The organism is Arthrobacter pascens (assembly GCF_030815585.1).
GTDB classification, from domain to species: Bacteria; Actinomycetota; Actinomycetes; order Actinomycetales; family Micrococcaceae; genus Arthrobacter; species Arthrobacter pascens_A.
Window position 1 is genome coordinate 433,549 of sequence record NZ_JAUSWY010000001.1, and the last position, 12,343, is coordinate 445,891.

The 12,343-nt window shown below is 66.2% G+C and carries 9 protein-coding genes and 2 pseudogenes; 6 read left to right on the top strand and 5 right to left on the bottom strand.

Going from position 1 to position 12,343, the window contains the following annotated elements:
* Position 1: 1 nt before the first annotated feature.
* Positions 2–1,600, bottom strand: a complete 1,599-nt coding sequence (gene aceB, locus QFZ30_RS02090) for a malate synthase A (protein ID WP_307073029.1) — start codon at positions 1,598–1,600, stop codon at positions 2–4.
* 317 nt (positions 1,601–1,917) lie between these two features.
* Between aceB and QFZ30_RS02095 the strand changes: the two genes are divergently transcribed.
* Both QFZ30_RS02095 and QFZ30_RS02100 read left to right on the top strand, forming a co-directional pair.
* Positions 1,918–2,673 (top strand): IclR family transcriptional regulator, encoded by a 756-nt coding sequence (locus QFZ30_RS02095; protein ID WP_307073031.1) that lies wholly within the window; start codon positions 1,918–1,920, stop codon positions 2,671–2,673.
* Positions 2,674–2,799: 126 nt separating this feature from the next.
* Positions 2,800–3,048, top strand: a complete 249-nt coding sequence (locus tag QFZ30_RS02100; RefSeq protein WP_307073032.1) for an SCO4226 family nickel-binding protein — start codon at positions 2,800–2,802, stop codon at positions 3,046–3,048.
* Between the two features lie 127 nt (positions 3,049–3,175).
* Here QFZ30_RS02100 and pucL read toward each other — a convergent pair whose 3' ends face one another.
* The 4 genes and pseudogenes from pucL to QFZ30_RS02120 all read right to left on the bottom strand — a co-directional run bounded on the left by pucL (position 3,176) and on the right by QFZ30_RS02120 (position 7,561).
* The gene (gene pucL, locus QFZ30_RS02105) at positions 3,176–4,084 is read right to left on the bottom strand and encodes a factor-independent urate hydroxylase (protein WP_307073033.1); all 909 of its coding nucleotides are present in this window, start codon (positions 4,082–4,084) and stop codon (positions 3,176–3,178) included.
* A gap of 241 nt (positions 4,085–4,325) precedes the next feature.
* Complete coding sequence (gene ligD / locus QFZ30_RS02110) at positions 4,326–5,570, bottom strand: non-homologous end-joining DNA ligase (RefSeq protein WP_307073036.1); 1,245 nt, start codon at positions 5,568–5,570, stop codon at positions 4,326–4,328.
* A gap of 88 nt (positions 5,571–5,658) precedes the next feature.
* Positions 5,659–7,033, bottom strand: a pseudogene (locus QFZ30_RS02115) (8-oxoguanine deaminase).
* A gap of 90 nt (positions 7,034–7,123) precedes the next feature.
* The gene (locus QFZ30_RS02120; protein WP_307073038.1) at positions 7,124–7,561 is read right to left on the bottom strand and encodes a CBS domain-containing protein; all 438 of its coding nucleotides are present in this window, start codon (positions 7,559–7,561) and stop codon (positions 7,124–7,126) included.
* A 395-nt stretch (positions 7,562–7,956) separates the two neighbouring features.
* Here QFZ30_RS02120 and QFZ30_RS02125 point away from each other — a divergent pair, with 395 nt between their 5' ends.
* From QFZ30_RS02125 to QFZ30_RS02140, 4 genes and pseudogenes are all read left to right on the top strand, one after another.
* Positions 7,957–8,451 (top strand): nucleoside deaminase, encoded by a 495-nt coding sequence (locus QFZ30_RS02125; protein ID WP_307073040.1) that lies wholly within the window; start codon positions 7,957–7,959, stop codon positions 8,449–8,451.
* Between the two features lie 14 nt (positions 8,452–8,465).
* Entirely contained in the window at positions 8,466–10,010 is a 1,545-nt protein-coding gene (locus QFZ30_RS02130; RefSeq protein WP_307079984.1) for an NCS2 family permease, read from the top strand.
* A 104-nt stretch (positions 10,011–10,114) separates the two neighbouring features.
* Positions 10,115–11,417, top strand: a pseudogene (locus QFZ30_RS02135) (XdhC family protein).
* Positions 11,408–12,343, top strand: a complete 936-nt coding sequence (locus QFZ30_RS02140) for an FAD binding domain-containing protein (RefSeq protein ID WP_307073042.1) — start codon at positions 11,408–11,410, stop codon at positions 12,341–12,343. The pseudogene QFZ30_RS02135 and the gene QFZ30_RS02140 overlap by 10 nt, the downstream one beginning before the upstream one ends.

Below are 12,343 nucleotides of genomic sequence, written 5' to 3' on the forward strand. Positions count from 1 at the left end.
CTCAGCCCACCAGTTCGTAGGCGGGGGTGGTGAGGAAGTCCGTGTAGTCCTCGGACAGGCAGATCCCGGCGATGAGCTTGCTGGCCGGCCCGTAGTACCGGCGGAAGGCCTCGTCGCCGAACTCGGTGCGGAGGCGTTCGGTTTCCTCGCCCAGGATGCGTTCCACCAGTTCCCGGGTCACCGTGTTGCCGGTGTCCGCCAGTACGGATCTGTTACGGATCTGCTGCCACACCTGCGAGCGCGAGATTTCTGCCGTGGCGGCATCCTCCATGAGGTTGTGGATGGCCACCGCACCGTTGCCGGACAGCCAGGCAGCTGTGTAGGCGACGCCGACGTACAGGTTCAGGCGCAGCCCGGCCTCAGTGACCTGGCCGTCGGCCGAGGCGATGTCCAGCAGTTGGTCCGCCGTGACCGAAACTTCGGGGCGTTGCTTGTCCAGCTGGTTGGGGCGCTCGCCGAGAACGGCGTCGAACACCTCGCGGCAGGTCGGGACCAGGTCCGGGTGGGCCACCCAGGAACCATCGAACCCGTCATTGGCTTCGCGGGTTTTGTCCGCGCGTACCTTGGCGAAGGCGGCCTCAGTGACCTCGGGGTGCCTGCGGTTGGGGATGACCGCCGCCATGCCTCCCATGGCGAAGGCGCCGCGCTTGTGGCACGTCTTGACCAGCAGCTCGGTGTAGGCCCGCATGAACGGAGCCGTCATGGCCACGGAGGCGCGGTCCGGGAGCACAAATTCCTCGCCGGCATCCCGGAAGTACTTGATGATGCTGAACAGGTAGTCCCAGCGGCCGGCGTTCAGGCCGGAGGCGTGGTCCCGCAGCTCGTACAGGATCTCGTCCATCTCGAACGCTGCCGGGATGGTTTCGATCAGGACGGTGGCGCGGACGGTGCCCTGGTGAAGGCCCAGGAAATCCTGGGCGAAGACGAAGATGTCGTTCCAGAGCCGGGCCTCCAGATGGCTTTCCATCTTGGGCAGGTAGTAGTAGGGCCCGTGACCGTTGAGGACCAGCTGCTTGGCCACATGGAAGAAGTGTAGGCCGAAGTCCACCAGCGCACCCACCGCGGGTTCGCCGTCGATGAGCAGGTGCTTCTCCGGCATGTGCCAGCCCCTCGGCCGGGCGACCACCACGGCCAGCGGCGCGTCGGTGCGGAGCGTATATTCCTTGCCTTCGGGCGAGGTGTAGCTCAGCGTTCCCTGGGCAGCATCGCGGAGGTTCAGGATGGATTCGACCACGTTGCCCCAGGTGGGCGTGCTGGCATCCTCCAGGTCGGCCAGCCATACCTTTGCGCCGGAGTTCAGCGCGTTGATGGCCATCTTGGCCGGCGCGGCCGGGCCGGTCATTTCGACCCTGCGGTCCTGCAACGCCGCAGGTGCAGGCGCAACCTGCCAGTCGCCGTCGCGTACTTCCTGGGTTTCCGGCAGGAAGTCCAGCCTGCCGGTGTCAGCAACGCGCTGCCGCTTGACGCCGCGGGCGGCCAGGAGTTCATTGCGGGTGCCGGCGAAACGTTCGTGGAGTTCCTCCACAAATGCCAGCGCTTTGGGGGTGAGGATTTCCTCCGCACGGTCGATCGGCCGGGGGTCTGTGACGGTGATGGCCATTTCTGGTCCTTTCCTTTGGCTGCGAATCTGGCGGTGAATCAGGCTGTGGTGTGGGCGGTAGCCGCAATGTGGGGTCAAAGACGCTGGGGCTAATGTAACTGGCATCAAGCCCATTGAGGTCCTCCTGCGGGCAGGTAGGCGGGCCATCGCTGCCAATATTTTCGTATTATGGATATTATTATCTACTTTGTGGAAGCACAAGCCCGGCGGCCTCTTCGACTGCCTTCGGATGGTGATGTATCTTTGGGACATCTAGGACAATTCTTTTCACGATGCGGATAAGAGTTGTCGGGAAACCGACTGCAGGAGACTGGTACATGGCTGAAAAAGCCCCCGGGGGCGTCCAGTCCGTAGAGCGCGTCTTTGAACTCTTGGAACTGATTACTGACGCCGGCGGCGACGTGACGCTCAGCGAACTCTCCTCCTCCACAGATCTGCCGCTGCCTACCATCCACCGGCTCCTGCGCACCCTGGTCACCCTGGGCTACATCCGCCAGCTGCCCAACCGCCGGTACGCCCTGGGCCCCCGGCTGATCCGGCTCGGCGAAGGAGCCAGCAAGCAGCTCGGCGCCGTGGCCCGGCCGCAGCTCAAGTCCCTGGTGGACCGGCTGGGGGAGACCTCCAACATGGCCGTGCTCGATTCGGACATGGTCATCTACGTGGCCCAGGTGCCCTCCCTGCACTCGATGCGGATGTTCACCGAGGTGGGACGCCGCGCCCATACGCACGACACCGGTGTGGGCAAAGCCATCCTGGCCCAACTGGACGACGAAGTGGTCCGCGGCATCGTGGGCCGCACCGGCATGCCCACCCCCACGGCCAAGAGCATCGGCGACATCGATTCCCTGCTGGCCGACCTGGGCAAGATCCGCGAACGCGGCTACTCCATTGACGAGGAGGAGCAGGAACTGGGTGTCCGCTGCTTTGCCATGGCCGTGCCCAACGCCCCCACGCCCACGGCCATCTCCGTCTCCGGCCCGGTGTCCCGCGTGGACCAGTCCTTCGGCGAACGCGCCGTCCCGCTCCTCCGCGAAGCCGCCCGGGCTATCTCGGACGAACTCAACCGCAGCTGACGCACACCGGCGCGAACGGATACTAAAGCACCCTGGCAGAGGCGTACCTCCGCACCGTTGACCATGTGCAGCCGCGGGCGTAGCATCAGCCCCATCCCATCGGACTCGGACCCATCGGGGGCTGTCATGACGCAATTTATGGACGTTCACCACAACATGATCGGTATCACTGCGGAGCAGCTCAAGGCTGCGCACGACGCCGACGTGGAGATCCAGGGTGACGAGAACGTTGATTTCAAACAGGCATGGGCGGACCCGGAAGCCGGCGTCGTCTATTGCCTCTCCGAGGCTCCTTCTGCGGAGGCGGTCAAACGTATCCACGAGCGGACAGGACACCCGGCCGACGAGATTCACCCCGTGCCGGTTGCCGTTTGATCCGCAGGGCCCTCTACACCCCCGCGCGAACTGGCAGGTCATGCCCTCAAAGTCCACATCTGAGGGCATTTGCTGCCAGTTCGCGCTGGGGCGGGGCAGGGATGGCGACCGGTGGTGCGGGGAGGCCCTAGCAGAAGCCTGCGATGCCTGCCCAGGCGCTGTCCGCCGGTGCCGCATCGTGGCGCTGGACCGTGGCCTCGATCAGTCCGTACGGCCGGTCTGCCGCGAAAAAGACCTCGCCCGGGTTGTCCAGGCCGAACGGCGAGAGGTCCACCAGGAAGTGGTGCTTGTTGGGCATGGAGAACCTGATCTCGTCGATCTCGCTATGGGCTTCAAGGACTTTGGTGCCCATGTCGAAGAGGGTCTGCTGCAGGGCGTGGGAGTACTTCTCCGTGAAGCCTTCCAGCAGAAGGGCCTTGACGTCGTCGTAGTTCTTGTTGAAGTCCAGCGTCCGGAAATCCTGACCGGTCCTGTAGCGCCAGCGGGCCGAAACATCAGTGGCCAGGATGCGGTCCGTGGTTTCCGGGAGCGTGGTGTATTTGTCCTTGGGGTAGCCCACAAAGCCGGACTGCGTGGACTTCAGGACGGTAAGGTCCTTGAGTCCGGAGATCAGGTGGGTGGCGGAGCCGTCGCGGACCAGGACGGCGGTGCGGACTTCCTGGCCGTTCCGCACGAAGGAGTGGTCGTGTTCCCTGCCGTGGGCCCGGATCCGGTCCCAGCTGTAGGACTCCGCTTCCCAGCGGCCGCCGGTGACCCAGTCGAAGCTGGACGTGAAGTGCTCGCCTAGCCGGAGCAGGAAGGCCTCGGGGGAGCCGACGCCTTCACGGGCAAAGGCGTAGATGGTGTTCTTCTGGGTGTCCGTGGCCACCACGTGGGCGTTGTCGCCCTCAAGGTGGGCGGCCTCGAAGTCGCCCCGCAGCTGCGAGGTGATGTTCAGGTCCTCGATCTCGTGGCGGTCCGTGTCGCGGGTGATCTTGACGACCCGGACTTCGGCCTTTCCGTACTGGTTGTGGCCGAGGATGATGTTGCTACTCATGGTCAGATTCCCAACTTCAGGTATGTGGGACCAACGTTCCACATAGAAATTAAGCGCGCGTTTCCCGCGCATTTCTTGTGCCGTCGGCCCAACAAAAAATGAGCCGACATCACGTGATGTCAGCTCATTACGACCCTGCCTGCTGCTCCCAGGTTACGTGACGTGCGCCACGAGTTGGGTTCCAGAGTAGCCCAGCGATTCGGTGGTGTACAGGATCTCAGGCGGGATCGCAGCGCCGGCGTCAGGACACTGTGCGCCCCGGCCACTCCTTGCCGGCCCATGGGTCGTAATCGGCGATGAGTTCCTCCTGCGGCGGACGCTCCGCTTCGGGGACGTGCTGCAGGTTCACCCGCACCCGGTACCAGAGCGAGCTCGATCCGCGCATCCCGTCGACGAGCACGTCGGCGGGGTGCAGGGCCGCGACGGCGTCGGCATGCCGGGACTTCCACTCGTCGAGCGCCGCGAGCGCCTCGGGTTTGGTCTTGGTGCGGGCCACCTCGATGAGCGGCATCACCGACTGCCGGCGGCCGGAGCCGTCGCCGCCGCGCGGCGGCTTCTCGGCGGGTCCGAGCTCGGCCGCCAGCGCGAGCAGCCCGTCGAGTGTGCCGGCCGCATCATCGATGCCGGCGTGAGGGTCGCCCACGTCGGCGAAGCGCTCGAGCACCGTGCGTACCGTGAATTGTTCCGGCCGGATGGAGCGGACCTCGTCCCATGTGAGTGGCGTCGACACCCGGGCGTCGGGCAGGGACCGGATAGAGTACGCCGATGCCACCGTGCGGTCCTTGGCGTTCTGGTTGAAGTCGACGAACACACTTTCGCCGCGCTCCTCCTTCCACCACCGCGCTGTGGCCAGGCCCGGAGCGCGGTTCTCGACCTCGCGGGCGAGGGTCTCGGCGGCGAGCCGTACGTCGCGGTACGACCACTCCGGCGCGATGCGCACCAGGATGTGGAGTCCGCGTGACCCGCTCGTCTTCGGCCATCCCACGAGGCCGACGTCGTCAAGCACTTCCTGCGCGACATACGCGACGTCGACGATCTGCGACCAGTCGACTCCAGGCATCGGATCGAGGTCGACGCGTAGCTCATCGGGGTGCTCCAGGTCCTCGGCGCGCACGGGATGCGGGTTGAGGTCGAGGCAGCCAAGATTCACGACCCACGCCAGGCCCGCGGCATCCCGGATGACCGCCTCCTCGGCCGACGTCCCCGACGCGTAGTGCAGCGTGGTCGTGTCGATGAAGTCGGGGTGGTTTTCCGGCACGCGCTTCTGGAAGAACGGCTCACCGTCGATGCCCTTCGGGAAGCGCTTGAGCACCATTGGCCGGCCGCCGGCGCCGCGCAGCGCACCATCCGCGACGGCGAGGTAGTAGCGCACCAGGTCGAGCTTGGTCAGCCCGGGCTCGGGGAACACCACCTTGTCCGGACTGGAGATGCGAACCTCGGTGCCGGCAATGTTGAGGATCTCGGCCGGGGTCTTCGACGGGTTCATTCCGCCACGCTAGCAACGATCGGAGGTCGCAGCCAGACTATCTGCGCGGCAATCGAAAGCGGTGGCACAGTGCGGTAAATGTGCCGCGTTACCCCTTCACCAGCCGGCGGGCCGCGGCGGAGTGCTCCGCGATGAGCCCGGCAATGTCCAGGCCCGGAATCTGCCCGTCCACCACGCGCCATTCGCCGCCCACCATCACCCGGTCCGCCCGGTCCGCCGCGCACAGGAGCAGGGCGGCAACAGGGTCGTGGCTGCCGGAGAAGCGCAGGTCGTCCAGCCGGAACAGGGCCAGGTCCGCCTGCATCCCCGGCGCCAGCTGGCCCAGATCCGGGCGGCCAAGCACCGCGGCCGAGCCCCGTGTTGCCCAGCCCAGCGACCGCTCCACGGGGACGTAAGCCCCGTAGCGCAGTCTCTGCAGGTAAAGCGCCTGGCGCGCTTCCAGGATCATATTGGACGCATCGTTCGACGCCGAGCCGTCCACTCCCAGCCCCACGGGGACTCCCGCATCCTCCAACTCCAGGACGCGTGCGGTTCCGGATGCCAGCCGCATGTTCGAGGTGGGGCAATGGGCGACGCCGGTGCCCGCGGCCCCCAGCCGCCGGATCTCGGCGTCGTTGAAGTGGATGCCGTGGCCCAGCCAGGTGCGGTCCGTCAGCCAGCCCACACTGTCCAGGTAATCAACGGTGCGCAACCCGAACATTTCACGGCAGAACTCCTCCTCGTCCAGGCTTTCGGCGAGATGGGTGTGCAGCCGGATGTCCAGCCGATCCGCCATCAGGGCGCTTTCGGCCATGATTTCCTTGGTCACGGAAAACGGCGAGCACGGAGCCAGCGCAATCTGGATCACGGCACCGTCGCCGCGCTCGTGGTACTCAGCAACCAACCTTTCACTGTCCGCGAGAACCACCTCCGGCGGCTGCACCGCCGACTGCGGCGGCAGGCCGCCGTCGTCCGTTCCAAGGGTCATGGAACCCCTGGCGAGCGTGGCCCGCATCCCCATCCGGCGGACCACGTCCATCTCGATATCGATGGCGTTCTCCAGGCCGTCGGGAAACAGGTAGTGGTGGTCCGCGGCGGTGGTGCAGCCGGAGAGCAGGAGCTCCGCGAGGGCTACGGTGGTGGCCAGCTCAAGGTCCCGCGGCGTCAGGCGGGCCCACAACGGGTAAAGGTTCTGGAGCCAAGGAAACAGCGGGGCGTTGACAACCGGGGCCCCAGGCCCGCGTGAGGGTCTGGTAGAAGTGATGATGGGTGTTGATGAGGCCCGGGAGCAGGACGTGGTTGCCGGCGTCGAAGATCGCCGTGCACCGTGCGGAGGGCCGCTGGCCGGCCGCGAGCACTTCAAGGATGATGCCGTCATGGATCACCAGGCCGCCTGAAGCGTCCAGGTTGTTGGCGGTGAATGCGGCCAGGGGATCTCTGATCCAGAGCGTGGTTGCGGAGGCGTGGGGAAATGCGGGGGTCATGGAATACCTTGTCTGAGCGCGGGGTGCTGGCCTCCAAACGACAAGCGCCGCGGACATTCCGCGGCGCTTGGGTTTCGGTTGCAGTAGCTGCTACGCCATGTTCTGCATGGGCTTCTTGGCCGAAATGTGCTCCACCAGTTCACCGACGCGCTCTTCCGAGTAGTTGCGTGCGATGTCGCCCTGGCTGATGATGCCCACCAGATTGTGGTCCGCGATGACAGGCAGGCGCCTGACCTGGTACTTCTCCATCATCGCGATGGCCTCGTCAATGTTGGCGTCGGCATCGATCCAGTGCGGAGTGCCTTGGGCCAGATCGCGGGCCCTGACCTCCCTGGGGTCCCTGGCCTCGGCAACGCACTTGAGTACGATGTCGCGGTCCGTGATGAATCCCTTGAGTTTGCCTTCGCTGCCACAGATCGGCAGCGATCCACAGTCGAGGTCACGCATCATAACTGCAGCTTCCTGCAGCGTCTGGTCTTCCTTGACGCACTGGGCGTTGGTGGTCATGAATTCACGTACGACGCTCATCAGTCCTCCTTCATCGGTTGGGGTTCGACGCAGGGGCTCCGGCTCCGACGCCGATGCTGTCAGCCTACGCCCGGGCCAACGCCCTGACTAGGCTCACTGGAGCCCTTGTTGATCGCGGATTCATACGACGGCGCAGGTCTCCTCGACGCCGCTCATGCTGTGAGCATCCGGCAACAAGGATTTCACATTGCGAAAACTAGTTTCCAGAAAACTATGGTGTGGTTCACATTCCGGTGCTAATCTCGATCTTGCCAAAGGCGGGCACCCGGACTTCGGGAAGCTATCTACCAGGCGCAACTTAACCTTCACAGCACATGCTGAAGCCGGGTAGCCGTCGCACTGGTTCCACTGGTCCCGCAACGGGATACCGGCTTCCAAGCAAAGGGAGTCGCATCATGAGTACTACCGTCACGGCCGAACAGTATTTGGCCAGATCCATCCGGCTGGCAACGGCCAACGTCCTCAACAGCGGCGGCCCCTTCGGCGCCATGATCGTCACAGCGGACGGTCGGACGTTCGACGGCGTCAACCGCGTCACTGCCGACAACGATCCCACCGCGCACGCCGAGGTCACAGCCATCCGCACGGCGTGCCGGGAGCTGGGCATGTTCGACCTGAGCGGGGCCGTCCTCTACACCAGCTGTGAACCATGCCCCATGTGCCTGTCCTCGGCGCTGTGGGCCCGCGTCCAGCGGGTCGTTTTCGCCGCGGACCGGCACGATGCCGCTTCCGTTGGATTCGACGACGCCGTCTTTTACGGGTATTTCGAGAACCAGGACCGGGACGCCCTGATGCCGGTGGGCAGGCTGGAGCTGGGCGACCCACAGTCCCCCATGCCGCTGGAACCGTTCAACACCTGGAACACGCTCGAATCCAGGATCGACTACTAGGGCCGGTGCCTGAGATGACCATCCTGGATAATTCCCCCGAGGAGCACGCAGCTCCGAACGCCGCCCGCAGGGCAACACCCGCCAGCAACGCAACACAACGGGCCGGCGGCAAACCCAAGCCGCCGGCGTCGAACCCGTTCCTGGACCGTTTCTTCCAGATCACCGAACGCGGCTCAACCGTGGCCCGTGAGTTCCGCGGCGGGCTGGTCACCTTCTTCACCATGGCGTACATCGTGATCCTCAACCCGCTGATCCTTGGCGGCTTCACCGCGGACAATGCGCCCACCGATGTGGCGGGCGGCTGGTTGTCCGCTGCCCAGGTGGGCGCGGTCACGGGACTGACGGCCGGCGTCATGACCATCCTGTTCGGGCTGGTGGCCAACCTCCCCTTCGGCCTGGCCGCAGGGTTGGGAATCAACTCGTTCCTGGCTGTCTCCGTGGTCCAGGAAGTCACGTGGGCTGAGGCCATGGGCCTGGTGGTCATCAACGGGCTGCTCATTGTGCTCTTTGGCGTCACCGGTGCACGCACCGCCATCTTCCGGGCCGTCCCCAAGGAGCTCAAGGCAGCCATCACGGTAGGGATCGGCCTGTTCATCGCCTTCATCGGGTTTGTGGACTCCGGGTTCATCCGGCCGACGGCGGGCGGTCCGCCCGTCCAGCTGGGCAACGACGGCTCCATCACCTCCGTCCCCACCCTGGTATTTGTGGTGGGACTGCTGGCCATGGGCATCCTCGTGGCGCGGAAGGTCCAGGGCGGGCTCCTGATCGGCATCGTGGCCACCACCGTGCTGGCTGCCGTGGTGGAAGCCGTGATGAAGATCGGCCCGGCCAGCGCCACCAACCCCGGCGGCTGGCACCTGAACACACCCGTCCTGTCCGGTCAGCTGGTCTCCGCCCCGGACTTTGGACTGGTAGGCCAGTTCGACATGTTCGGCGCCTTCGGCCGTATCGGTGGGCTGGCGGCCACCATGCTGGTTTTCACCCTGGTCTTCACCAACTTCTTCGACGCCATGGGCACCATGACCGGACTGGCCAAGAGTGCCGGGTTGGCTCACAAGGATGGCACCTTCCCCCGGCTGAAGTCGGCCTTCATCGTGGAAGGCGTCGGGGCAGTGGCCGGCGGCGCCGCCTCGGGATCGTCCAACACGGTCTACATCGATTCCGCTGCCGGGATCGGGGAAGGCGCACGCACAGGCCTGGCCTCGGTTGTCACGGGTGTCCTGTTCCTGGGATCCATGTTCCTGACGCCGCTTACCAGCGTGGTTCCGCTGGAAGTGGCGGCGGCAGCCCTGGTGGTGGTGGGCGCGATGATGATGGCGCAGATCCGCGAGATCAAGTTCAGTAGATTCTCCGTAGCCCTGCCCGCTTTCCTCACCATCGTCACCATGCCCCTGAGCTACTCCATCGCCAACGGCATCGGCGTGGGCTTTGTCTCCTGGGCCATCATCGGCGCGGCGTCCGGCAAAGCGAAAAAGATCCACCCGCTGATGTGGGTGGTGAGCGCCGGGTTCCTGGTCTACTTCGCCCGCGGGCCCATCAACGTGCTGCTCGGCGCCTAGCTTTCAGCCCATTCCACACCACCGGCCGGGCCGATGCTTGGTCCGGCCGCCGATTAGAACGACAATATGGAAACCACCAGAGCGCCGGAAGAAGGAGTGCCGCCATGCTGGACCTGATGCCTTCCCTGGGCGGCTGGGAGCCTGCCCTGGCCGGCCGACGCTTCGCCGTGGCCACCATCGTGGCGGCGAGTGGCTCGGTGCCACGGCCCGTGGGAACCTCCATGCTGGTCGCCGAGTCCGGTGCCGTCCTGGGCAGCCTGTCCGGCGGCTGTGTGGAGGGGGCCGTGGTGGGGCTGGCTTTGGAGTCAATGGACGACGGCGGCACCCGCTGTGAAACGTTCGGATACAGTGCCGCCGATGCCTTCGCCGCCGGGCTCACCTGCGGGGGAGAGCTGGACATCCACATCGAACCGTTCGGCCCGGCGGAGACCGGCGGAGACCAGTCCCTGCTGGGGCTCAGGCTGCTCGCCTCCTCGGCGGCGGCAGGCCCGGTAGCCGTGATCAGACGGGTGGACGCACATGGCCGCGGCCTGACGGTAGTCACGGATCCGGCTACATTCTCGGTGGCCGGATCCGCTGAGATTTCGCGGCTCCTCGGGCGGGATCTGTCCGCAAGCGGGACGCCGGTGCTGCTGGCAGCAGCCGCACAACTGGAGCCGCTGGTGCGGGGTGGCCGGACCGGGCTGGTGCGTCTGGCCCCAGCCGGCGGCTGCCACACTCCTGCGTCCATGGAAGCCTGGGGACACCGCCCAGGACGCGCCGACGGGCCCGTCACCCTGTTCGTGGAGAGCCGGTTGGCGCCACCGCGCATGCTGGTGTTCGGCGCGAACGACTTCAGCGGGGCCCTGCTGCCGGCCGCCAAACTGCTGGGGTATTCCGTGACACTGGTGGACGCCCGTCCGGCCTTCGCCTCCCAGTCCCGTTTCAGCACCGCCGACGAGGTGGTCACCGACTGGGCCCCACAGGTACCTCGCGGCCGAGGCCGAAGCCGGGCGCCTCGATCAGCGCACCGTCCTCTGCGTCCTCACCCACGATCCCAAGTTCGATATCCCCCTGCTGGAAACTGCCCTGGCCCTGGATGTTGCCTACGTGGGCGCCATGGGGTCCCGCCACAGCCACCTACAGCGTGTGGATGACCTCCTGGACGCCGGCGTGCGGCCCGAACGGATCGCGCAGCTGCATTCGCCGATCGGACTGGACATCGGTGCGGTGACACCGGCCGAGGTGGCCATATCCATCACCGCGGAGGTCATAGCGGCACGAAACGCCCTTGCCTCCCTCGGGCCGCTCCGGGACGCCTCCGGCCCCATCCATCAACAGCCAGTGCATCAACAGCCAGTGCACGAACACCCCGCAGCAGAGCCGGCCCCCGCGCATGCCAGCCACCAGGAGATCGCATGGACATGAACACCATCGAGGCCGTGGTCTCCACCACGGACCCGGCCGAGTGGCGCGACGGCGATGCCTGGCTGGCCGGCGGCACGGTCCTGTTCTCCTACGGCAGCTACGCCTTTGGGGCCGAGCCGCTGAAGCGCCTGCTGGACCTGGGCTCGGCGGGCTGGCCGCCGATTACTGAGACCGACGCCGGGATGGAGCTTGCGGCAACCTGCACGGTAGCGGACCTCTACGCACTCCCTGACCCGCCGGGAACGTCCCACACGAAGTGGCCCGCCCTGGACCTGGTCCGGCCCTGCTGCGATTCCTTTGTGGCGTCCTACAAGGTGTGGAACATGTCCACCGTGGGCGGCAACCTGTGCACGTCCTTGCCTGCCGGACCGGTCATCTCGCTCTGCGCCGGGCTCGACGGCGTGGCCACCATCCTGGGCCCGGGCGGCGCCAGCCGGACAGTCCCGGTGGCCGGATTCGTCACGGGAGACGGAACAAACTGCCTGGCCCCCGGCGAGCTGTTGCGCAGCGTCCACCTCCCGGCGTCGGCCCTTTCTTCCCGGGTGGCCTTCCGCCGCCTGTCGCTGACCAACCTTGGGCGCTCCGGGGTGCTGCTGATTGGAAGGCTCGACGGCGGCGGCGCCCTGGTTCTGACCGTCACCGCCGCCACCAAGCGACCGGTGCAGCTCCGCTTCCGTCAGCTGCCGGATGCCCCGGGGTTGGCCGCCGCACTGGACGACGCCATCCCCGGCAGCCTTTACCACGATGACATCCACGGCCTGCCCGCCTGGCGGCGGGACATGACGTATCGCCTGGCCGAGGAGATCCGGATGGAACTCACGGCACCTGATGGCACCGCGGCGGTGGAGGTCTCCGGGGATTTCTGGCCGCCGCAGCCGACGCAGCAGACACCGCCGCAGACCACCCCAGCGCAGGAAGGCGGATAA